This is a genomic window from Burkholderia oklahomensis C6786, assembly GCF_000959365.1.
Lineage (GTDB): Bacteria > Pseudomonadota > Gammaproteobacteria > Burkholderiales > Burkholderiaceae > Burkholderia > Burkholderia oklahomensis.
This window is the reverse complement of the sequence record NZ_CP009555.1, coordinates 1,103,549-1,125,988: the sequence shown is the minus strand read 5'-3', so window position 1 is coordinate 1,125,988 and position 22,440 is coordinate 1,103,549. Positions and strand designations below refer to the sequence as shown.

Annotated in this window: 15 protein-coding genes and 1 pseudogene; 10 read left to right on the top strand and 6 right to left on the bottom strand. The window is 68.4% G+C overall.

Annotation, left to right across the window (positions count from 1 at the left end):
• Nucleotides 1-540: 540 nt before the first annotated feature.
• Entirely contained in the window at nt 541-894 is a 354-nt protein-coding gene (locus BG90_RS04950) for a hypothetical protein (RefSeq protein WP_010101657.1), read from the bottom strand.
• Between the two features lie 269 nt (nt 895-1,163).
• Between BG90_RS04950 and BG90_RS04945 the strand changes: the two genes are divergently transcribed.
• The 7 genes from BG90_RS04945 to BG90_RS04915 all read left to right on the top strand — a co-directional run bounded on the left by BG90_RS04945 (nt 1,164) and on the right by BG90_RS04915 (nt 13,037).
• Nucleotides 1,164-2,165, top strand: a complete 1,002-nt coding sequence (locus tag BG90_RS04945) for an FHA domain-containing protein (RefSeq protein WP_010101658.1) — start codon at nt 1,164-1,166, stop codon at nt 2,163-2,165.
• A 10-nt stretch (nt 2,166-2,175) separates the two neighbouring features.
• On the top strand, nt 2,176-6,207 hold the full coding sequence (locus tag BG90_RS04940; protein ID WP_045568068.1) for a TOMM system kinase/cyclase fusion protein: 4,032 nt from the start codon (nt 2,176-2,178) through the stop codon (nt 6,205-6,207).
• 29 nt (nt 6,208-6,236) lie between these two features.
• The gene (locus BG90_RS04935) at nt 6,237-6,599 is read left to right on the top strand and encodes a BMA_0021/BMA_0022 family TOMM bacteriocin (protein WP_025989654.1); all 363 of its coding nucleotides are present in this window, start codon (nt 6,237-6,239) and stop codon (nt 6,597-6,599) included.
• 1 nt (nt 6,600) lies between these two features.
• On the top strand, nt 6,601-6,960 hold the full coding sequence (locus tag BG90_RS04930) for a BMA_0021/BMA_0022 family TOMM bacteriocin (protein WP_010101664.1): 360 nt from the start codon (nt 6,601-6,603) through the stop codon (nt 6,958-6,960).
• 93 nt (nt 6,961-7,053) lie between these two features.
• Complete coding sequence (locus BG90_RS04925; protein ID WP_010113941.1) at nt 7,054-9,312, top strand: TOMM precursor leader peptide-binding protein; 2,259 nt, start codon at nt 7,054-7,056, stop codon at nt 9,310-9,312.
• A gap of 100 nt (nt 9,313-9,412) precedes the next feature.
• Complete coding sequence (locus BG90_RS04920; protein WP_010113943.1) at nt 9,413-10,186, top strand: class II aldolase/adducin family protein; 774 nt, start codon at nt 9,413-9,415, stop codon at nt 10,184-10,186.
• Between the two features lie 430 nt (nt 10,187-10,616).
• On the top strand, nt 10,617-13,037 hold the full coding sequence (locus tag BG90_RS04915) for a putative bifunctional diguanylate cyclase/phosphodiesterase (RefSeq protein ID WP_010113945.1): 2,421 nt from the start codon (nt 10,617-10,619) through the stop codon (nt 13,035-13,037).
• Nucleotides 13,038-13,132: 95 nt separating this feature from the next.
• Here the strand turns inward: BG90_RS04915 and BG90_RS04910 are convergent, their stop codons facing one another.
• From BG90_RS04910 to BG90_RS37200, 5 genes and pseudogenes are all read right to left on the bottom strand, one after another.
• Nucleotides 13,133-14,401, bottom strand: a complete 1,269-nt coding sequence (locus BG90_RS04910) for a flippase (protein ID WP_010101671.1) — start codon at nt 14,399-14,401, stop codon at nt 13,133-13,135.
• A 76-nt stretch (nt 14,402-14,477) separates the two neighbouring features.
• Nucleotides 14,478-15,674 carry a glycosyltransferase family 4 protein gene (locus tag BG90_RS04905; protein WP_010113948.1) on the bottom strand — a complete coding sequence of 399 codons (1,197 nt, stop codon included), beginning with the start codon at nt 15,672-15,674 and terminating at the stop codon, nt 14,478-14,480.
• 33 nt (nt 15,675-15,707) lie between these two features.
• Nucleotides 15,708-17,300, bottom strand: coding sequence for a mannose-1-phosphate guanylyltransferase/mannose-6-phosphate isomerase (locus BG90_RS04900; protein ID WP_010113950.1), 1,593 nt, complete (start codon nt 17,298-17,300; stop codon nt 15,708-15,710).
• The gene (locus tag BG90_RS04895) at nt 17,297-17,929 is read right to left on the bottom strand and encodes a GNAT family N-acetyltransferase (RefSeq protein ID WP_010101678.1); all 633 of its coding nucleotides are present in this window, start codon (nt 17,927-17,929) and stop codon (nt 17,297-17,299) included. The genes BG90_RS04900 and BG90_RS04895 overlap by 4 nt, the downstream gene beginning before the upstream one ends.
• Nucleotides 17,896-18,284, bottom strand: a pseudogene (locus BG90_RS37200) (hypothetical protein). The gene BG90_RS04895 and the pseudogene BG90_RS37200 overlap by 34 nt, the downstream one beginning before the upstream one ends.
• An 18-nt stretch (nt 18,285-18,302) precedes the next feature.
• On the opposite strand from BG90_RS37200, the gene BG90_RS04890 reads away from it, so the two are divergent.
• The 3 genes from BG90_RS04890 (at nt 18,303) to BG90_RS04880 (ending at nt 22,410) form a co-directional block, all read left to right on the top strand.
• Nucleotides 18,303-19,571, top strand: a complete 1,269-nt coding sequence (locus BG90_RS04890) for a glycosyltransferase family 4 protein (RefSeq protein ID WP_010113954.1) — start codon at nt 18,303-18,305, stop codon at nt 19,569-19,571.
• Nucleotides 19,572-19,598: 27 nt separating this feature from the next.
• On the top strand, nt 19,599-20,285 hold the full coding sequence (locus BG90_RS04885; RefSeq protein ID WP_025989656.1) for a phosphatase PAP2 family protein: 687 nt from the start codon (nt 19,599-19,601) through the stop codon (nt 20,283-20,285).
• A 739-nt stretch (nt 20,286-21,024) separates the two neighbouring features.
• Entirely contained in the window at nt 21,025-22,410 is a 1,386-nt protein-coding gene (locus BG90_RS04880) for a sigma-54 dependent transcriptional regulator (protein WP_010113958.1), read from the top strand.
• Nucleotides 22,411-22,440: the final 30 nt, after the last annotated feature.

Sequence of the window (22,440 nt, the reverse complement as noted above, 5' to 3'; positions counted from 1 at the left end):
GGGGCGGCGAAATCCATTACACTCAATTACGTCGCGTGCGGCGTGCGGCGTGCGGCGGATCGACGGTCAGCGGCGCGCCCCGGCTTGCATCGGCGCACGAGATAGCTGCTCGGCGCGAAATCGGTTTCGTTGCGGCCAGTCGCAATGCGGTTCCGCCGGCATGCACGCGCGCACGCATGCGCGCACGAAATCGTCCCGGTTCCGATCGGCGTATTCATTGACTGTGACAGTCGGCAATGAATGCGATGTCGCCGGCACTCGAAAATCGCGAAGCGTCGGGATCGAAACACATTCAACGCAGCGTGGCGCGCATTTACTTCTCGATAATCGCGGCGCGGCGCGCCCGTTTCGAAAGACAGCCGGACGTTCGATAAAAAAAGACCCGGCGATCCGTTGCCGGATGCCGGGCTCTTTCGTTCGCTTGTTCTTGTTCGACGATTTTCTGGCTTTTAAAGCATTCGTCTTCGATTGTCGTGCAAACGATTCGGAATGCGGCGTTCGCCGCCGCCGGCCGGTGCCGATCCGGCCGGCGCGCCGCGATCACGCGGCGTCGAGCGCCTGCAGGAACGCGTCGGCTTCTTCGTGCGGAATCTGCTTGACCTCGACGACCTCGGTCTTGTTGCTGCCATGGACGACGATCGTCGGGTGGAACACGCCCTGGAACGTATGTCGCACCCGGTATGGCTGCGTGCCGCTCGACAGCGGCCCCGTCCAGCCCATCACGTCCACCTTCAATCCGCCGACGAAGTGCGGATCGCGTACCAGTTGAATGCCAGTCGTGAAGCGAGGCGCGTTGCCTTCCACCTCGACGATGAGGGCGCCGGGTACGCGCAGGCCCAGCCACACGTAGGTGGCGCGCGCTTTTTCGAACGGCTCGGGTCCATAGAATCCCATGGTGATCTCCAAACGCTAGATATCCGTAACATTTTCGGAATATTGAATCTTCGCCGGCATACGGCCGCGCCGGTGAAACAAAACGTAGCCGAGATGATCGCTGAAATCCATTACACCCAATTACGCCTTGTCGCTGATGCGGCGCTTGCCTATGATTCAACAGAATCTGATATTCGACCGTCAATCATTCACATAAAACGCGCGCGATATCCAAATAGGGGTGCCACTGGATGTCGTGCATCTTTCCGCAGGTCGACGAAATGGCGTTATTGGAAAACGGTCTTTCCGGGGAATCCTGTCTGCTGCGCGCGCACCACGTATTGGGTCGCGATCCGCAGCGCTGCGATACGGTCATCGCCGATCCTTACGTGTCGCGCATCCATGCGAGCATCTGCTGGGGGGCGGCGGGGCAGTGGGAACTGCACGACCACGGCCGCAATGGCACGTTCGTGTCCGGGAGATTCGTCGGCGAAGGCGAGCGGGTGGTGCTGACCGACGGCGACCTGATCCAGTTCGGCAGCGCCGGCTCGGTTCGCTGGCGGGCCCGCCAGCTCGGCGAGCCGGTCGACATGCTGTGGCCGCTGCGCTCGCCCGCGCAGCCGATCGTGCTCGATCGCGCGCAGACGCTGCCGGGCGCGGCGACCACGGTCAGCCGCTCCGCGCAGGGCGACTGGCTCTGCGACGACACGACGCCGTCGCGCGTGCTGCACGACGGCGATGCGGTGATCTGCGGCGATTTCGCGTGGCAATTGGTGCTCGCGCATCGCAGCGTGACGGCCGCGCTGCCGCGCGCCGCGCAGGACGCGATGCTGCCGCAGCGAATCGACTTCACGGTGAGCCGCGACGAGGAGCACGTGACGGCGACGCTGCACACGCGCGGCGGCGTCATCGATCTCGGCGCGCGCGCCCATCACTACTGCCTCGTGACGCTCGCCCGCGCGCGCTTCGCCGATGCTCGAGCGGGCTACGACGCCGCATCGCAGGGCTGGATCGAGCTCGACATGCTCGCGCGCATGCTCGGTCTCGACGAATCGCACGTCAACGTGCAGATCCATCGCGCCCGCGCGCAATTCCTGCCGCTCCTGTCGCCCGGCTCCGCCGAACTCGTCGAGCGCCGTCGCGGCGGCGTGCGTTTCGGCGCGCTCGCGTTCCGCGTCGTGCGCGGCGACCGGCTCGAATGCCAGTCGGTCGAGGCCGACGCTTTCGCGCCGCTGCCCGAACCGGCCGCGCGCGGCGCGTCGACGTTCGTCTCGCCCGCGCCGCTGGGCTGAGCGGCACTTCATGTCTTCTTCCGTTCTGGCCGAACGCATGCGCGCCGGCAATCGCCGCGCGCCGCGTGTGCTCGCGCCGCCGCTGCCCGGCGAAGGCGACGAGCTGCAGGGCGAGCATCGCTACCGGCTCGGCGCGGTGCTGGGCGAAGGCGGCGCGGGCCGCGTGCTTGAAGCGATCCGGCTCGACACGTCGCAGCGCGTCGCCGTCAAGCTGCTGCGCGAGGACGCGCCGCGCGGCGCGCGCGAACGCACCCGCCTGCGCGCGCGCTTTCGCCGCGAGATGACGCTGTGCGCGCGGCTGTCGCATCCGAACGTCGTCGCGCTGCTCGACAACGGCGAGACGCCGGACGGCCTGCTGTTCGCGGTGTTCGAGCACGTCGAGGGCCGCACGCTGCGCGCGCTGCTCGCGGCCGATGGCGCGCTGCCTGCCGAGGCGACGGGCGTGCTGATGGCGCAGGTGCTCGACGGTCTCGCGCATGCGCACGCGAGCGGCGTCGTGCATCGCGACCTGAAGCCGCAGAACGTGATGGTGACGACGATCGACGGCGAGCCGCGCGCGAAGATCCTCGACTTCGGAATCGGCGCGCTGCTGCCGGATGCGCACGCGGCCGACGAGCTGACGCTCACCGCGACGACCGAGGTGCTGGGCTCGCCGCAGTATTGCGCGCCGGAGCAACTGCGCGGCGAGCCGCCGACCGCGAAAAGCGACTTCTACGCGTGGGGCCTGATGGTGATCGAATGCCTGACCGGGCATCCGGTGATGCAGGGCGCGAGCGTCGCGGACGTGCTGTATCAGCATCTGAGCCCCGTCGACGTCGCGCTGCCGCCCGCGATCGCCGCGCATCCGCTCGGCGACGTGTTGCGCGATGCGCTGAACAAGGATCCGCGACAGCGTGCGGAGTCCGCGCAGGCGCTCGCGAACCGGTTTCGCGCGATCCATTTTCCGGGGCTCGTCGGCGGCCTGCGCTACGGGCGGCGCGCGCAGGCGGAGCCGGGCGTCGCGTACGGCGAGCGCGGCAGGCAGACCGCCGTCGACGCGCCCGTCGGACGTCGGCAGGTCACCGCGCTGTGCTGCCGCGTCGCGGTCGTCGCGGGCGGCGCGCAGCCGGACGACGCGGCGGCGGCCGAAGAGGCGCTCGACGCATTCCACGCGCACTGGCTCACGCGCTGCTCGGACATCGCGGTGCGCTACGGCGGCCACGTCGCGGGCGCGCTCGGCGACACGCTGCTGTTCTACTTCGGCTATCCGGAAGGGATCGATCGGCCCGCGCAGCGCGCGTGCCGCGCGGCGCTCGAAATGACGCGGCACGCGGGGCAGGCGTCGAGCGCGCCGCAGCCGGCGGCCGACGGCGCGCGCGAGCCCGCGTGGCGCATCGAGATCGCGGGCGCGATCCACGTCGGCACGGCGCTCGCGAATGCGCGCGGCGCGTCGGGCGGCGCGATCGCGAGCGCGGCCGTCGGCCTGCAGCGCGTCGCGCAGCCGGGCCGCATCCTGTTGAGCGACGAAGCGGCGCGCGCGCTCGAGCGTCACGTCGACGCCGCGGCGACCCCGCTCGCGTTCGCCGCGCCCGGCGCGGCGCCGCGGCCGGTGCGCGAGCTGCTCGGCGAGCGCTACGAGCGCGGGCCGTTCGAGTCGCTCGAGCTCGGCGACGCGGCGCCGATCGTCGGACGCGACCGCGAGCAGGCGGCGCTCGCGCGTGCGTGGCGCGACGCGGTGCGCGCGGCGGCGGGCGGCCGGCACACGGCCGAGCGGCGCGCGACGCTCGTCGTCGGCGAGCCGGGGATCGGCAAGTCGCGGCTCGTGCACGCGCTGCGCGAGACGGTGCGCGCGCAGCGCGGCGCGTGCGCCGCGTGCGTGTGCCTGCCGGAGCAGACGAACCACGCGCTGTTTCCGATCCTGCGCTTCGTGCGTGCGCACTGGCAGCTCGATGCGGGCGATCCGCAGGCGCTCGACCGGATGCTCGAAGCGTTCGACGGCGATCGCGCGTCCGCCCGAGCGACGCTCGCCGCGTGGCTCGGCCTGCCGGGCGGCGCCGACAAGCTGCGCTGGTCGGGCGCGCGGCAGCAGCAGGCGCTCTTCGACGTGCTGTGCCAGTTGCTCGGCTCGCTCGGCGGCGGCGGCCCCGTGCTGTTGATCGTCGACGACGTGCAATGGGTCGACAGCGCGACAGGCGATTTTCTCGACGCGCTCGCGCGTCACCCGGCCTGCGCGGCCGTGTGCGTCGTGCTGACGTCGCGGCCGGAACAGCTCGAGCGCTGGCGCCGCGGCGCCGAGCGGCTGATGCTGCGCCGGCTGTCGGCGGCCGCGACGCGCAACCTGATCGTGTCGCTGATGCCCGATGCGGGCGCGGACCGCGCGGCGCTCGACTTCCTCGTGAAGCGCACGGGCGGCGTGCCGCTGTACGTCGAGGAAACGATGCGCGCGCTCGCATTCGGCGGCATCGTGCCGGCGGCGGGCGGGCGCTTGCCGGATCTCGCCGAGGCGGGGCGTTGTCCGTTGCCGGGCAGCCTGCGCGAGACGCTCGAGCTTGCGCTCGAACGCGCGGACGACGCGCTCGACACCGTGCAGCTCGCCGCGACGATCGGCCTCGAAGTCGACGCGCGGCTGCTCGCCGACGTGTCGCCGCACGCGGGCGCGGAGCTCGACGATCGCCTGCGGCGGCTGCTCGAAGGCCGCGTGCTGTACGCGCAGCACCGGATCGGCGGCGCGACTTACGTGTTCCGCCACGCGCTGCTGCGCGAGGCCGCGTATGAATCGATGCCGGCCGCGATGCGCCGCGCGAATCACCGGCGTGTCGCGCAGGCGTTGCTCGCGCGTCCCGCGGGCGGCGATCCGGCGGCGCGGTCCGCGAGCATCGCCGATCATTTCGCGCACGCGCATGCGTTCGCCGACGCGGTGCCGCATGGCATCGCTTCGGCGCGCCGCGCGCTCGAGCGCGCGCTGCACGACGACGCGATCCGCTATGCGGGCGCCGCGCGCGGCTGGCTGCTGCATTGCGACTATCCGGGGCAGGAAGAAGATGCGGTCGCGGTCGACCTGACGCTCGCGCATGCGCAGATGGCGCGCGACGGCTGGGGCGAGCCGCGCGTGCGCGAGCACACCGATCGCGTGCTGTCGCGCGTCGGCGCGCTGCGCGACGCGAAGGCGGCGGCGAGCGCGTTATGGACGATCGCCGTGTATCACCACGTCGCGGGCGATCGCGCGGCGGTGCGCCGCATCGGCGCGCAGCTATCGGATCTCGCGCGCACGTCGGCGCGCGCGGATCTCGGCGTCGCCGCCGACACGCTGCACGGGATGAGCCTCTGGATCGACGGCCACTACACGCTCGCGCTCGACGCGTTCGACGCGGCGCTCGCCGCGTACGACCCGCGCCGCGACGCCGACCATCGCCGCACGTTCGGCCTCGATACGCGCGCGTGGGCGCTGACCGCGCGCGCGAGCGTGCTGTGGGGCATCGACGACGACGTCGCGCATACGCTCGCGCTCGCGCACGATGCGGTCCATCTCGCGACCTGCAGCGACCATCTGCCGACGATCGGCGTGACGATGATGTATCTCGCGCGGATGCAGCAATGCGCGGGCGATCGCGACGGCGCGCGCGTGACGTCGGACGCGGTGCTGCGGCTGTCGCGCTGCTACGGGCTCAATGCGGTCGAGCGCTACGCGGCCGTCGTGCACGCGTGGTGCGACGGCGATCGCGACGCGGCGCTCGCGAACGTCGAGGCGCTGCGCGCATCGGGATGCTTGCTGGGACTCACTTATTACGCGTCGGTCGTCGCCGACATCGACGCCGCGCGCGGCGATTGGCAGTCCGCCGTCGCGACGCTCGACCAATGTCTCGCGCTCGCCGAATCGATGGACGAACGCTACTACGTCGCCGAACTGCTGCTCAAGAAAGCGCGCTGCGTGCACGAAGCGCACGGGCGCCGCGCGGGCGACGCCGTCGAGGCGTTGTGCGCGCAGGCCGCCGCCGTCGCGAAGCAGGGCGGCATGGCTCGAATCGTGAAGAAAGCGCAGGCGGAGCTGCGTGAGTTGCAATGAGAACTCCGTTCAACCACGGGAGAAGAGCGATGATGGACCAAAGCCCCAGTATGCCGTCGTACGACCAGTTTCTCGAATACCGCGCCGTGATCGTGCAGGCGATTGCGGCGGCCTGGCACGACCCGAAGTTTCGCGCGCAGTTGATTGTCGATCCGGTCGAAGCGCTGCACGAGTACTTCGACTATCGGTTCCCGGTGAAGATGCATCTGAAGGTGCACGAGCACAGCGCGAAGTGGACGCCGCTCACGAACGGCGGCTGGACGACGAACGAGACCAACACGCTCGAGCTCGCGCTGCCGCCGGCGCCGCCGCCGGAAGAGCGGGCGGCCGCGCTCGCCGCGTACAACGCGAAGCACATCAGTCTGTTTGGACCGGACCGCAAGGAGATCTGACATGGCCGACAACAACGCACTCCCCACCCAGGAATCGATGCTCGAGTTCCAGGAAGTCTATCTGCGCGCGATCGCGCTGTCTTGGGAGAACGAAGAATTCAGGCAGAAGCTGCTAGCCGATCCTTACGACGCGCTCGAACGCTATCTCGACTATCGCTGTCCGTGGATCCTGAATCTCAAGGTCGTCGAAGCGAATCCGAGAGACGGGTATGGGTGGAAGTCGCATACGCGGCGCTGGCACCTGCCGCTCAACGCGATGAGCGTCGGCATCCCGACGCGGCCGGGCGACGTCGCCGAGGAGGGCATCGCGCTCGCCGCGTATAACGACGCCGGACCGGCTTATCTGTTCACCTGCTGCTGAGCCGTTCACAGGGCGACGGGCGGCGCGGCCCGAAGCGTTTCGCTCGCGGGCTGCGCCGCCCATTCCGATCGCGGTATCCGATACGGGGTGACGATGCTCGACGACTTCTCGCGCGTGCTGCGTTTCAAACCGCATCTGCTGGTGCGCGACGCCGGTCCCGGCGCGTTGTACGTGGTGGACGAATTCAGGCGCTCGGTGCTGCCGGGCGACGTGTTTCCCGCGCTGGCCGCGTGCATCCGCGACGGCCTCACGATCGCGCAGACGTTCGCGACGCTGGCCGCGCGGTTTTCCGAATGGGAGGTGCTCGCCGCGCTCGATCATCTCGTGCGGCGCGGCTACGTGCGCGCCGACGCGCCGAGCGAGCGCGACGCCGCGATCGGCTTCTTCGAGCGCACGGGCATCGACGGCGACGCGGCGAGCGGCGTCGCATCGCGGCTCGCGATCGCCGTCGAGGCGTTCGGCGTGGAGCCGCGCGCGCAGCTCGATGCGTTCGCCGCGTGCGGGATCGACGTCGTGCCGGATGCGCCGATGACGATCGCATTGACGGACGGACACGGCCGCGCCGGATTGATCGATGCCGCCGAACGCGCGGCCGCGCGAGGCGGCGCGCTCTTCGTCGTCGCACCCGATCGCGTGGAGCCGCTGCTCGGGCCGTTGATCGGCCCGCTCGCGGCGTCGCCGGGCGCGGCCGATGCACCGCCCTGCATCGAATGCGTGCGCTACTGGACGGCGCTGAACCGTCCGGTCGAAGCGCTGCTCGCGCGCGTGCACGGCGGCGACGCGGCGCGTCTGCCGCCTGCGCACAGCCGCGCGAGCGCCGCCGCCGTCGCGGCGCTCGTCGCATCGTTCGTCGAGCAGCTCGCGGTAAACGCGCAGCGTCGTCGTCATGCGGGTTCGCACATCGTGTCGCTGCGCATCGATACGCTCGCGACCGCCGCGCATCGCGTGGTCCGGCGGCCGCAATGCCCGCGCTGCGGGAATCCGGCATGGATGCGCGAGCAGGCCGAGCGTCCGGTGACGCTCGCCGCGATGGACGGGGGCGAGGGCGCGCGTCGCGAAGGCGGCTATCGGACGCTCGCCGCGGGCGAACTCTTCAAACGCTACGGACATCTGATTTCTCCGGTGAGCGGCCCGATCGCCTACCTGCATCCGATGCCGGCGCGCAACGCCGGCATGCGGCACGTGTACGTCGCGGGCTATCTGGTGTGTCCACAGAGCGCACCGCGCGAGAACCGGTTCGACAAGCTGTGCTCGGGCAAGGGCGCGAGCGACGCGCAGGCGCGCGCGAGCGCGCTCGCCGAGGCGCTCGAACGGTTCAGCGGCGTTTATCAGGGCGACGAAGCGACGCTGCGCGGCAGTCTCGCGGAATTGTCCGCGCAGGCGCCGCCGGGTGGCGGGCCGATCGACGTCAACGCGCTGCAGCAGTATAGCGATCGCCAGTTCGAACGGCGTGAGCGCCATAACGCGACGACCGACGATCCGCGCAAACAGGTGCCGCAGCGCTTCACGCCGCACAGCGTGATCGACTGGACGCCCGCATGGTCGATCGCGACGGGCGTGCGGCGGCTCGTGCCGCTCGGCTACTGCTATGCGGAAGCGCCCGCGTCGAGCGGCGCCGCCTATTGCGTGCACAACCCGAACGGCTGCGCGGCGGGCGCGTGCATCGAGGAAGCGATCCTGCAAGGCTTGCTCGAGCTCGTCGAGCGCGATGCGGTCGCGATCTGGTGGTACAACGAACTTTGCCGGCCGAGCATCGACATCGCGAGCTTCGGCGATCCGTACTTCGACGCGCTCGTCGCCGAATACGCATCGTTCGGCTGGCGTCTTTGGGCGCTCGACATCACGCACGACCTGCGCATTCCCGTCTTCGTCGCGCTCGCGCGCGAAGACGCGACGGGGCGCTTCTCGATCGGCTTCGGCTGCCATCTCGACAGCCGGATCGCGCTGCAGCGCGCGCTCACCGAGGTGAATCAGCTGCTCGACGTCGGCGCGTCGGCGCCGCCGCCATGGGACGTCGACAAGCTGTCGAGCGACGCGTTTCTCCATCCCGACGCCGCGCTGCCGCCGACGCGCGCGACGGGTGCGACGAGTGCGCCGCGCGCCGCCGCCGATCTGAAGGGCGACATCGGGCGCTGCGTCGCACGGCTGTCGGCGGCGGGAATCGATACGCTCGTCGTCGACAAGACGCGGCCGGACATCGGCCTGCCGGTCGTGCAGGTGATCGCGCCCGGCCTTTGCCACTTCTGGCCGCGCTTCGGCGCGCGGCGGCTGTATTCGGTGCCCGTTCTCGAAGGCTGGCGCGAGCGGCCGCGCGACGAAGACGAACTCAATCGCGCGCTGCTGTTTCTGTAGCGGCAACTCCGGCGGCTTCGGCCGCCGGGTCCGGGGCGCCGCGCCCGGTTCGCGTGCGCGGCGCGTTCGCATCGATTCCATTCGACAAGGAACGCACGACATGACTCACGCGCCGAACCAGCCGTTCGCCCGCCCGTCGCGGTTTGCCGAAGCGGAGTGGCAAGCGCGCGTTCAATTGGCGGCCGCGTATCGGATCTTCGATCATCTCGGCTGGAGCGAGCTGATCTACAACCACATCTCGCTGCGCGTGCCGGGCGAAGACGCACGCTTCCTGATCAATCCGTTCGGGCTGCATTACCGCGAGGTCTGCGCGTCGAATCTCGTGAAGGTCGATCTCGACGGCCATCCGGTCGGCCATGCGGACTGGCCGATCAATCCGGCGGGCTTCACGTTTCATGCGGCGATTCATGCGGCGCTGCCCGGCGCGCATTGCGTGATGCACGTGCACACGACGCCGACGATGGCCGTCTGCGCGTCGCGGCACGGGCTGTCGTTCTCGAACTTCTATGCGGCGCAACTGTACGGCAGGGTCGCTTATCACGATTTCGAAGGCATCACCGTGCGGCTTGACGAAGGCAAGCGGATCGTCGACAGCGCGGCGGGGCGGCCGGTGCTGCTGCTGCGCAATCACGGGCCGGTCACGATCGGCGGCACGCTCGCGCACGCGTTCTCGCTGATGTGGCTGCTCAATCGCGCATGCGAAGTGCAGGTCGCGACACACGCGCTCGGCATGCCGCTCGAGATCGGCGCGCCGATCCTCGAAGCGTGCGCGCGCGATTCGCTGAACCTCGATCCGCGCTACGGCGCGGGACAGGACACGTTCGACGCACTGCAGCGGATCGTCGATCGGATCGATCCGAGTTACCGCGGATGAGTGCGGCGGCAGCCGATTGTTCCGATCAAAATCGTTCGCCGGATCGATTTCAAATATAGAGAATCAATTGAAGCGGAACGTCGGCATTCGGAAATGAAATTTGATTGTTTATGTTTTAATTTTCGATTTCATTCGATTATGTTCGTATGCGAGCGCCGCGGGAACGCTCCGATTCGTTTTTGTTCGACGCGTAGTGGAATGGTAAGCCAGACACGACGGAGCGGGAAAATCGATTGCCGCGCGAAGCATCGGTTAATTCGAAATGAATTGCGTCATCCAGCCCACACACTCGTGTCTTGATGTCGTGGATGATCGTATCAAGTTGAATGGGCGCAAATTGAAATCGATTTGGCATCCGAATTTCAGATCGATCGATTAATGGAACGCGCATTCGAAATGATCGCGGCTTGCCGCTTTCGGTGATGCATCGATGGCTTCCGTTCCGAGTCGACTGTCCGGCGGTCCGAGCGCATGGCGCGTTCGGTTCGCGCGCTCGGCCATTGCGGCCGCGCTGACGGCGGCCGTGCTCGGTACGGCGCTGCTGTCGGCCGAGCTTCGCGAAATCGCGCGCAGCCATGCGTATCTTGCGATGCCGGCGAGCGTCGGCGCGCGCCTGTTTCGCTGCGCGGACATCGTGGGCCGCGTCGAGGCGGCATCGTCGCGGCGCGCGGCGCCGATGGGCGTGGCGGCGTCCGTCGAAGCGGCGCATCGCGGCGCGGCGCCGGACTTCGACGCGGCCGAGCGCGTGTTCGTCGGAATCGGCACGCGCGAAACGAGCGCACGCGGTGTGACGTGCACGGCGAACACGGAGGCGTCGGATGAACGGCTCGCGTGGCGGTCCGGGCATGCGAGCGCGTGCAAGGTCGCGCCGTCCGCGCGGGCCGATGCGCTCGATCGCGGCGTCGACGCCGCGTCGCGCGCCGTTTCGAACTCGATGCCGAGGCGGCCCGATGCGGGCGCCGCGGCGGTCCCCCACACGCAATCGTATTCGGACATGATCCATTCGACGCTTCGCGAACCGGCCGCCATCGTGCTCGCACTCGGCCTGTTCGGCATGATCGTGCTCGCACTGCTGCCCGTGTTCCGGATCAGGCGGCTCGCGCTTCGCCTCGGCGAAGCGGAAGGCGCGCTCGCGATGAGCGAAGCGCGCGCTCGCGCGGCGCTCGTCGCCGTCGGCGACGGCGTGATCTTCACCGGCCGGGCGGGGCGCGTCGAATGCCTGAATCCCGCCGCTGAGCAGCTGATCGGCATGCTCGCCGACGATTGCCGAGGGCGGCCGCTCATCACCACGCTGAGGCTGTCGCGCGCGAACGGCGACGCGGCCGATTCACCCGATTCATCCGATTTGCCTGATGCGTCGCTCGGCGACATCGAGGACGGCGGAAGCTGCGACGTGATGCTGCATCGCGCGGACGGCGGCGAGATCGCCGTGCGTGCGACGGCGTCGTCGATTGCGCCGCCGTCCGCGCGCACGCAGCGCACGCACGGCAGCGGCCGCGTGCTCGTGCTGAAGAGCCTCGCGACCGAGCATGACTTCGTGCGTCGTCTCGCGTGGCAGACGACGCACGATCCGCTTACCGGCCTGCCGAATCGCACCGAGTTCGAACGTCATGTCGATTTCGCGCTCGCGGGCGACGCGCGTGGACCGGTCGCGCTGCTGTTCGTCGATCTCGATCGCTTCCGGATCGTCAACGACACGTGCGGCTATGGGGCGGGCGACGCGATGCTCGCCGCGCTCGCCGCGCGCCTCGTCGCGTGCGCGGCGTCGGCCGACGTCGTCGCCCGGCTCGGCGGCGACGAATTCTGCGTGCTGCTCGACGCGTGCGACGAAGCGGCGGCCGTTTGCGCGGCGGAGCGGCTGCGCGCGAGCGTCGACGGCTTCGTGTTCGTCTGGGACGGCCAGCCGTTCTCGGTGACGGCGAGCGTCGGCGTCGCGCTGCTCGGCACGCCCGAACGCGCGCGGCGCGTCGACGATGCGGTGCGCCTCGCGGGCATCGCGTGCGACGTCGCGAAAGCGCGCGGACGCAATCGCGTGCAGCTTGCCGATCCGCTCGATCGCGAGCTCGCGCATCACATCAGCGACGTATCGTGGTGCGCGCGCGTGCGGCAAGCGCTCGAATTCGACGATTTCTGCCTATACGTGCAGCCGATCATCGATACGGCGACGCACGGCGCGACCGGCTTGCAGCATGCAAGCCGCGGCGAGCTGCTGCTGCGGATGGGAACGCTCGGCGAGCGCGAAGGCATTGCGCCGCCCGGCCTCTTCATTCGCGCGGCGGAGCGCTACGGGCTCGTGACCGACATCGATCGCTGGGTCGTGCGCACCGTGCTCGACGCGCTCGCGCGCACGCCGTACCGGCGTTTTACCGAATACGCGATCAATCTGTCCGGGATGTCGATCGGCGACGAACGCTTTCTCGACTACGTGCTCGACCAGTTCGTTCGGACGGGCGTCGCGCCCGCGCTGATCTGCTTCGAGATCACCGAGACGGCCGCGATCGCGAACCTGGCCGGCGCGCTGCGCTTCATGCACGAACTGAAAGCGCTCGGCTGCCGGTTCGCGCTCGACGATTTCGGTGCGGGAATGGCGTCGTTCAGCTATCTGAAGCAACTGCCGGTCGAGTATCTGAAGATCGACGGCAGCTTCGTGGCGGACATCGCGAACGATGCCGCGAGCCTCGACATCGTCGCGTCGATCAACGACATCGGTCACGCGATGAACTGCAAGACGATCGCCGAGTTCGTCGACAGTGCGGCGACGCTGCAAAAGCTCACCGCGCTCGGCGTCGACTATGCGCAGGGCTATTACATCGGCCGGCCCGTGCCGTGGAGCGAGGCGGCGTGTCCTTAGAGGGCCGTCATTGCGACCGGCAACGCACGTTCGCACGTCCGTCGTTCGCGTGAACGGACGCCGGCGCCGCATGCCGCGCCGAGGACCGCCATCCGTCAGCCGTCCGCGGCGGGCCGCGGCGCCGGGCGCGCGAAGATCGACACGCGGCGCCGGTACAGCACGTACGCGAGCGTCGCGGCGACCGCGGTCTCGGCGATCAGCACCGCGGCGGCCGCGCCCTGCTCGGCGAAGAGCTTCGCGAGGATCGGCAGCAGCGCGACGTTCAGCACGCCGGAGGAAATCAGCACGCGGCTGAACACGGTCTTCATGCCGAGCGGCAGCATCGTCTGCACGCCGAACAGATCGGTCATGCCGGCCATGAACGGAATGAACGCCATGCAGCGCAGCACGCCGACGGTCGGCTCGTAGGTCGGGCCGTACAGGACATGCACGGCAAGCGGCGCGAGCGCGAAGATCGTCAGCGAGATCGCGAGCACCATCGCGCCCTGCACGACGAGCAGCTTGCGCAGGAACGACATCGCGTCTTCGCGCGCGTGATGCATCAGGTAGCTGACGTGCGGATATGCGGCGGCCTTCAACGGCTGCAGCAGGCTGATCGCCGAGCGGATCAGCTTGTCGCCGGCCGCGAAGTAGCCCGCCGCGACGTTGCCCGACACGAAACCGAGCAGCACGGTGTTCGTCGACGCGTAGAACGCGACCGACGTCGACGCGAGAAACACCTGCCAGCCGCCCTTGAGCGACGCGGCGACGTCGGCGACGCCGATGCGCACGAATTCGACTTCGCGCTGCACGATCAGATAGCCGAACACGAGCGCGCCGCAGACGAGCGGCACGGCGGCGTTGATCGCGACTGCGTCGATCAGGTCGGCGGGCGAGCGCACGAGCAGATACATCGCGGGCACGCTGAGGGCGCGGCACGCGAACAGCGTGATGCTGTAGATGCGCAGCTTCTGGATGCCCTGGAAATACCAGCCGGGCGTGAGCGCGGCGCCGACCGTCATCCCGAAGCCGATGACGAGCAGCGTGCGATCGAGCGCGAAGCGGTCGATCGCGAACGTGAGCGCGAGCAGAATCGCGAAGCCGGCCACCGTGATCGCGGCCTGCGCGGCGAAGGTCGCCCAGAAGATCCGCGAACGCGCGGCGAGATCGTCGCGCGCGAGCGCGACGCGCGGCGTCGCGGTCAGATCGAAGCTGTAGTTCGTGAAATTGATGAAATACGTGATGACGGCGAGCACGAGCGACAACTGTCCGTAGGCTTCCGGCCCGAGCACGCGCGTGAGGAGCGGCAGCGTGACGAGCGGCACGACATAGGTCGAGATCTGCAGCGTCATCAGCAGCAGAAAGTTCTTGCGGACGGTCGTCATGCGTGGCCTTCGCGTCGCACGGGCGACATCTTGACGCGTGCGCTCGCGGCGCACGCGACGGAGTGAACCGGATCGATCAATCGCATTGCGGCGCGAGTTCCCGGATTTCGTCGGCGCTCAGTTGCAGCAACGCGGTCAGCCGTTCGGCGTAATGCTGGCGCGTGTAGAACGACCAGTCGTAGCGACGCCGCGGATCGCGCAGATGCGCGCGCAGCGCGTCGAGCGCGTGCGCGAGGCTCGTCTCGTCGCTCGCGTAGCGGATCTTGTTGCCGATCTCGTTGCCGAAGCTCGACAGGCTGCCGATGTCGTGGACGAGCACCGGCAGCCCGATCATCGCCGCCTCGACGATCACGAGCGGCGCGTTCTCCGCCCACACCGACGGCAGCACGAGCGCGTCGTGCCCGCGCAGCGCGACGAAGAGCTGCGCGTGATCGAGGCGGCCGGCGAAGCGCAGCTGTCCCGCGGCGATCAGGTCCGCGTATTTGCGTTCGAGCGCCGCGCGCTGGCCGCCGTCGCCGTATACGGTCATGCTCGCGATGCGCTCGAAGCGCGACGCGCGCGCGAGCTCGAGGAATTCGTCGAGCCCTTTTTCGGGATCGATGCGGCCGACGAACGCGAGGTCGAGCTTTTCGCGATTCACGCATTTCGGTTCGCGCGGCGTGAGCGCGGTGCTGACCGGGTTGTGCAGCAGCGCGGTGCGCGTGAACCCGCGCTGCGCGAGCGCGTCGCGCATGTACGGGCTCGGGCAGAGCAGCAGGTCGAACACGTCGGCCGGCTGCACGAGCGCGTCGATCGCATGCCAATGCAGCTTCTTGATCGCGTCGTGCAGCGCGCCGCGCGGGCTCGCGCGCTCGAAGAGCCGCGTGCCGCGCGCGAGCGCGCCGAGCGGCAGCGGCGTCGCGCGTCCGCCCGGATAGGTCAGCAGGTTCGGGTTGTAGAAGACGAGGTGATAGTCGTGGCACGTGAGGTACACGCGGCAGCCGGCGCGCCGCTTGTAGCGCGCGATCGCCGGCACGACGGAAGGCGACAGCAGGTTGTGATAGTTGTGCACGAGCACGCGTTGCGGCGCCTCGCGTTCGAGCACGGCCGCGAGCGCGCGCGCGGCGGGCGCGTTCCATGCGCGCGCCGCGCCGTTCGATGCGCCGTCGAACGCGCTCTCGTCGAACGTCGCGACTTCGACGCCCGGCTGCGCACGCAACACGTCGACCGATGTCCGGTAGACCTCTTCGGCGCCGCCCTTGCGGGCGAAATCGTTGATGACGAGTACTTTCATGCGAAACGACGCGGGCGGATCCGCCCGCGTTTCTCAGTGCTCGCCGAGCGCGCGGGCGGGCTCGGCGGATGGCTCGAGCCCGGTCGCGGCCGGCTTCGCCGCATCGGGCGCGGATTGCGCGCTCGCGCGGCCATAAAGGTCGTCGAAGCGGACGATGTCGTCTTCGCCGAGATAATCGCCCGATTGAACCTCGATGATCTCGAGCGGAATCTTGCCCGGGTTCTCCAGGCGGTGAACGGCGCCGACCGCGATGTACGTCGATTCGTTCTCGCTCAGCAGGAACGTTTCGTCGCCGCGCGTGACCTTCGCGGTGCCGCGCACGACGATCCAGTGCTCGGCGCGGTGATAGTGCATCTGCAGCGACAGCTGCTTGCCCGGATCGACGACGATCCGCTTCACCTGGAAGCGCTCGCCGCGATCGATCGAATCGTAGTAGCCCCACGGGCGCCGCACCTTGCGGTGATCGCGCACCTGCTCGTGCTGCCCGGACTTCAGGCGCGCGACGACGGTCTTCACGTCCTGCACGCGATGCTTGTTCGCGACGAGCACGGCATCGGGCGTCTCGACGACCACCACGTCCTTCAGCCCGACGCATGCGACGAGCCGGCCCTCGGAGCGCGCGAAGCTGTCCTCGGTGCCTTCGAACAGCACGTCGCCGCGCGCGACGTTGCCCGCTTCGTCCTTCGGCAGCAGTTCCCAGATCGCATCCCACGAACCGACGTCGGACCAGCCGGCCGCGAGCGGGACGATCACGCCCGGGATGTCGAGCTCGCGCGCGCCCGTCAGCCGCTCCATCACCGCGTAGTCGATCGAGTCGGACGGGCAGGCGGCGAAATCCGCCGCGTCGACCTTGAAGAACGGACCTTCGGTCGTGCCGTTGCGCCATGCGGCTTCGCAAGCCGCATGCATGTCCGGCTGCAGCGCGCGGATCGCGGCGAGCCACGTCGACGCGCGCACGACGAAAATGCCGCTGTTCCACCAGTAGTCGCCCGATTGCAGGTATTGCTGCGCGAGTTCCTGATGCGGCTTCTCGACGAAGCTGTCGATCGCGTGGCCGCCTTCGACGCCCCGCGAATCCGCGAGCGGCGCGCCGACCTTGATGTAGCCGTAGCCCGTCTCCGCGCGGCGCGGCAGCACGCCGAGCGTGACGATCGCGCCGTCCTGCGCGTAGCGCGCGGCTTGCGCGATCGTGTCCTGGAACGCGCGCGCGTCGGACACCGCGTGATCGGCGGGCATCGCCGCGAGTACCGGATCGCCGTGATGCGCGAGCGCTTCGAGCGCGGCGAGCGTGAGCGCGGGCGCCGTGTTGCGCGCGGCCGGCTCGAGCAGGATGCGCGCCTTGAGGCCGCGTGCGTTCACTTGCGCGGCGCTCGTGAAGCGATGCTGCTCGCCGCAGACGAGCAGCAGCGTGTCGGCGAGCTCGGCGTTCGCGATGCCCGTGAGGCGGCGCGCGGTCGCGGACAGCGGCGATTCGTCGGCGATCAGATCGATCAGTTGTTTCGGATGATGCTCGCGCGACAGCGGCCAGAGGCGCGTGCCGGAGCCGCCCGCGAGAATCACGGGCAGGATGCGCGGCAGCGCTTGGCGCGGCGCGGCGGAAGTCGGGTTCATGGCGTGATCGGTCATCGGTTCATCCCGGAATCGGCCGGAAGTCGGGTGGCGAACGCATAGCGCTCGCCTTCGGCGGTGGATTCGGCATCGGCCTTGCGCGTCGCGCGCGGCGCCGAGGTCGCGACGGCGCTCGCGCTCGTTGCGGTGCCGACGAGATCGAGCAGGTTGCGCACGGCCTTCGACGGGCTGCTCGCCGCGCGCAGCATGCCGACATACGGCGCGCCGTGCTCGAGAAACGGTCCGTCGACCTTGCGGAAGCCGAAGCGGTTGTAGAAGTCTTCGCGGTGCGCGGGCGCCTGCACGCGCACCGGCGCGTCCGGCCAGCGCGCGTGCGCGGCGGCCAGCACGTGTTCGATCAGCGCGTCGATCGTCCCGTCTTCGCGATGCGCGGCGCTCGTCAGGATCTTGTCGATCGTCGTTTCGGGATCGATGTCGTCACCCGGCATGAGACGCGCATACGCGGCGATCGACGGCCGTTCGCCGCGCTTGTCGGTTGCGAACACGTGGATCGCGAATTCGTCCTTGCCGTCGATGTCGAGATACGTGTGCGCATCCTCGACGACCAGGACTGCGTTGCGTGCGCGAAGGATCATGTAAAGCTCGTTCGAATTCAGATGCCTGAATTCGCAGCATGTCCAGTCCATGATGGAGAGTCCTCGTTTCTGGGCCGCGTGCCGCGTCGTGCGGCGCTGGGTTTTGTGCGCCGCGACATGAGATGCTTCCGATGCGGCCTATTGTCGCCAAGATACGGGCGTCCCTCGTGCCGTTCTGTTCGTAAGCGTACCGTGCTCGTGACGAGCGGGACGCGGCGTGCGGCATGCCGACGTGCGCGGCGCACGCGAGCCGCTGCGCCGATCCTTGCGTACTGTGCGCTTCCGCACATAGGGCATCCGCGCTTGTTCGGATAATGGCCGTCATGCGATGACGACGCGCCGCCGTGCCCGCCGCGCCGCTCGCTGACGACGCAACCTGCGTTCGCTTCGACGCGCCTATGCGCACATCAAAAGGACTTCCTGTTTGAAGGTAGCAATCGTTCACGACTGGCTGGTGGTGCATGGCGGCGCGGAGCGTGTGCTCGCGCAGATGATCGACTGCTTTCCGCAAGCCGACGTCTACAGCCTCGTCGATTTTCTCGACGACCGCTCGTGCCTGCGTGGCCGGCCGGTGCATACGTCGTTCATCCAGAAGCTGCCGTTCGCGCGCAGCAAATACCGCAGCTACCTGCCGCTGTTTCCGCTCGCGATCGAGCAGTTCGACCTGTCCGGCTACGACCTGATCCTGTCGAGCTCGTATGCGGTTGCGAAGGGCGTGTTGAACGGGCCGGATCAACTGCACGCGAGCTACGTGCATTCGCCCGTGCGTTACGCGTGGGATCTGCAGCACCAGTACCTGAACGAAGCGGGGCTCGCGCGCGGCGCGAAGTCGGCGCTTGCGCGCACGCTGCTGCATTACATCCGCAATTGGGATGCGCGCTCGGCGAACGGCGTCGATCTGCTAGCGGCGAATTCGCGCTTCGTCGCGCGCCGCATTCGTAAGACGTATCGACGCGACGCGACGGTCATCTATCCGCCCGTCGACGTCGATCATCTCGCGCTGCGCGACACGAAGGACGACTTCTATCTGACCGCGTCGCGCCTCGTGCCGTACAAGCGGATCGATCTGATCGTCGAAGCGTTTTCGCACATGCCGTCGCGCCGGCTCGTCGTGATCGGCGACGGGCCGGAGACCGGCAAGATCCGCGCGCTCGCGGGCCCGAACGTCACGCTGCTGGGCTACCAGCCGTTCGATGTGCTGCACGATCATCTTCAGCGCGCGAAGGCGTTCGTGTTCGCGGCGGAAGAGGATTTCGGCATTTCGCCTGTCGAAGCGCAGGCGTGCGGAACGCCCGTGATCGCGTACGGCAAGGGCGGCGTCTGCGAATCGGTGCGCGCGACGGGCGCGGCGCCGACGGGTCTGTTCTACGCGAAGCAGACGTGCGACGCGCTGATCGAGGCGATCGACCGGTTCGAGGCGATGCCGGCGGGCGCATTCGATCCGCGCGCGTGCCGCGCGAATGCTGAGCGTTTCAGCGCCGCGCGGTTCCGCTCGGCATTCTCGCGGTTCGTGCTCGAAGGCTATGCGGCCTTGCAAGCGGAATTGGGCGAGTCGTCGGGCGTCTCGATCGTCCCCGCGACGCAAGCCGAGCCGCCAGCGTCGCCGCTCTCGGCGGGCAGCGCGCCCGTCGAACGCGACGCGGCGACGTCGCCGCACGACGCCTCCCGGAACGAAACGCTCGCGCGCACTTGAGCGCGGGCGCTTCTTCTATCTGACGTGATGCGATTACTCGTTCTGTTAACCAATTTTGGCGACCCATTTCTTACCGCGCCGCTCGCCGTCGCGGTGTTGAGCTGGCTCGCGGCGACCGGACGCCGTCGCGCCGCGCTGTATTGGGCGATCGGCTTCGCGTGTGCGGTGGGCTTGGTCGCGTCGACGAAATTCGTCTACGCGGGCTGGGGAATCGGCATCGCCGCTTGGCGATTCACCGGCGTGAGCGGTCACACGATGCTCGGCGCCGCGGTGTATCCGCTCGTCGCGGCGATCTGCGTGCGCGACGCTCACGTACGGCGCGCATTGGCGGCGGGTCTCGCATTCGCGCTCGCGATCGGCATTTCGCGCGTGCTGCTCGGCTTTCATTCGTGGTCCGAAATCGCATCCGGTTGGCTGCTCGGCGCGGGCGTCGCGATGTCGACGGTGAGCCGCTTGCGGCGCGCCGGCGACGCGCATGCGAGCGCGGTTCGTTCGATGTCGATGCGAGCGGATCGCAACACGCATGCGCATGTCGGCGCCGTTGCTGCGCGACGTGCGGCGGGCATTTCGCGATCGACGATCGCGTTCGTCGCGGCGGCTTGCACGATCGCCTTGTCGTGCTACGGACGAAGCGCACCCGTGAGCGCATGGATTTCGCACACCGCGCCGAAAGTCGCCGAATGGAGCCGCGTCTGGCTCGACGATACGCGCTGAACGCGCGAGCCATATTCAAGCAACGCAGAGAAGCCACGCAGACATTCAACGAAATGACTCAACGGAATAACGCAAATGTCTTATCTCAATAAAAACCGGGCAGAAACCGATCGATCTGGAAGGATTTGTTTCATTCATACACAAACATTACAGCGCGACTGCGCCACAATGGACATGTCGTGTTGAAAGTGTCCGATTCCGCCTGTGTCAATTGCCCAATAAATGGTCAACGATGGTCAAATCAAGGTTGGGAATTCGATCGTAAAAGAGTGCGAATGGTAGAGTAACTTTGACAGTCGGCTTCATGAGCATGACGCAGTAATGCCATCCTGAGAGAGCGAGGTGATGAAGATTGCACGGTGCGCCGAGCGATCTTCCCGGACGAGTTCAACAAGCCCGGCCACGCGGGCGATTCGACGCGTGTCGCGGCTTTCGGAGCGGACCTTGCGTCACTTGTCCAAGGCCGCTTGCCGATCCCGCGGCGCGCCGCACGTGAAAAAAAGCGGCCGAAACGACACGTCGCCGCTTTCTTTGCGAAATCTAACCTTCAATCAGAGACCAAAGAGACATCTGACGTGCGCTCCCGAACGATACGAGCGAGCGCGTTCCGGCATCGTGTGCGGGCGGGGCGCGGCACGCCCCCATCTCGCGTTGCGTTGCCGGTAGGCGGACGATTGTCGGCTTTCGCCCACACATGGATTCGTCGAGTCACACAGTCAGTTCATTATCGGAGGCACCAGTGACGACTAGCGCGATCATCGGGGGTCTCTCCCGGAGATCCATCCGACAGCGGCCGCTGATTTACTGGACGCATCAGCCATCGACCCTGCTGCGCAGGGAGCTCGCGCGCCGCGACTGGAAGATTTCCGTCGTCACGAGCGCGAACCAGGTGCGCGCGACGGCAGGCGAAGTCACGGGCGGCATTCTCGATCTGAGCGCCGTATCGATCGAAGAGATGAACGCGGTCGCATCCGTGTGCGCGTCGCTGCGCAACGTCGCGTGGGTCGCGCTCGTCGAAGCGCATCAGGCGAACGTGCCGGAGGTGCGCACGCTGCTGCGCGATTACTGCTTCGACTACATCACGCTGCCGGCGTCGCATCAGCGGATCGCCGACGCGGTCGGCCACGCGTACGGCATGGAATGTCTGTTCGCGCCGAGCACGGCGCCCATCGCGTCCGCGGATCAGGGGATGATCGGCACCTGCGACGCGATGCTGCAACTGTTCGACACGGTGCGCCGCATCGCGCGCACCGACGCGCCCGTGCTCGTGTCGGGCGAGACGGGCACCGGCAAGGAACTCACGGCGGCCGCGATCCATCAGCATTCGGCGCGCCGCGCGGGGCCGTTCGTCGCGGTGAACTGCGGCGCGATTCCGCCGCATCTGCTGCAGTCCGAACTGTTCGGCTACGAGCGCGGCGCGTTCACGGGCGCGAACACGCGCAAGATCGGCCACGTCGAAGCGGCGAACGGCGGCACGCTGCTGCTCGACGAGATCGGCGATCTGCCGCTCGAGAGCCAGGCGAGCCTCCTGCGCTTCCTGCAGGAGCGCACGATCCACCGGCTCGGCAGCAGCGAACCCGTGCCCGTCGACGTGCGCGTCGTCTCGGCGACGCACGTCGACTTGCGCGGCGCGATGAACGACGGGCGCTTCCGTGCGGACCTGTATCACCGTCTTTGCGTGCTGCGCGTCGATCAGCCGCCTCTGCGCGCGCGCGGCAAGGACATCGAGCTGATCGCGCGGCACATGCTCGAGCGTTTTCGCGCCGATTCGCGGCACCGTGTGCGCGGCTTCTCGACCGATGCGATCTCGGTGCTCTACAAGCACGACTGGCCGGGCAACGTGCGCGAACTCATCAATCGCGTGCGCCGCGCGCTCGTGATGGCGGAAGGGCGGCTCATCACCGCGCACGACCTCGAGCTCGACCATTGCACCGAGGTCGCGCCGCTGTCTGTCGCCGCGATTCGCAAATCGATCGAGCGGGAAGTGATCGAGCTCGCGCTGCTGCGCAATCGTGGGCGTCTGGCCGGCACCGCGCGCGAGCTCGGCATCTCGCGCGCGACGCTGTATCGATGGATGGAAGCGTACGGCATCGAGCGTCCGCGCAGCACCGCTTCGTCCAGTTGAGGCGCCGGCGCGCCGCGGCGAAAGCGGCGC

What these genes read in the sequence shown, in the direction of transcription:
- BG90_RS04950 (WP_010101657.1), bottom strand. Translation starts at nt 894, where the DNA reads ATGGGATTCTATGGACCCGAGCCGTTCGAAAAAGCGCGCGCCACCTAC.
- BG90_RS04940 (WP_045568068.1), top strand. Translation starts at nt 2,176, where the DNA reads ATGTCTTCTTCCGTTCTGGCCGAACGCATGCGCGCCGGCAATCGCCGC.
- BG90_RS04935 (WP_025989654.1), top strand. Translation starts at nt 6,237, where the DNA reads ATGATGGACCAAAGCCCCAGTATGCCGTCGTACGACCAGTTTCTCGAA.
- BG90_RS04930 (WP_010101664.1), top strand. Translation starts at nt 6,601, where the DNA reads ATGGCCGACAACAACGCACTCCCCACCCAGGAATCGATGCTCGAGTTC.
- BG90_RS04925 (WP_010113941.1), top strand. Translation starts at nt 7,054, where the DNA reads ATGCTCGACGACTTCTCGCGCGTGCTGCGTTTCAAACCGCATCTGCTG.
- BG90_RS04920 (WP_010113943.1), top strand. Translation starts at nt 9,413, where the DNA reads ATGACTCACGCGCCGAACCAGCCGTTCGCCCGCCCGTCGCGGTTTGCC.
- BG90_RS04915 (WP_010113945.1), top strand. Translation starts at nt 10,617, where the DNA reads ATGGCTTCCGTTCCGAGTCGACTGTCCGGCGGTCCGAGCGCATGGCGC.
- BG90_RS04910 (WP_010101671.1), bottom strand. Translation starts at nt 14,401, where the DNA reads ATGACGACCGTCCGCAAGAACTTTCTGCTGCTGATGACGCTGCAGATC.
- BG90_RS04905 (WP_010113948.1), bottom strand. Translation starts at nt 15,674, where the DNA reads ATGAAAGTACTCGTCATCAACGATTTCGCCCGCAAGGGCGGCGCCGAA.
- BG90_RS04900 (WP_010113950.1), bottom strand. Translation starts at nt 17,300, where the DNA reads ATGACCGATCACGCCATGAACCCGACTTCCGCCGCGCCGCGCCAAGCG.
- BG90_RS04895 (WP_010101678.1), bottom strand. Translation starts at nt 17,929, where the DNA reads ATGGACTGGACATGCTGCGAATTCAGGCATCTGAATTCGAACGAGCTT.
- BG90_RS04885 (WP_025989656.1), top strand. Translation starts at nt 19,599, where the DNA reads ATGCGATTACTCGTTCTGTTAACCAATTTTGGCGACCCATTTCTTACC.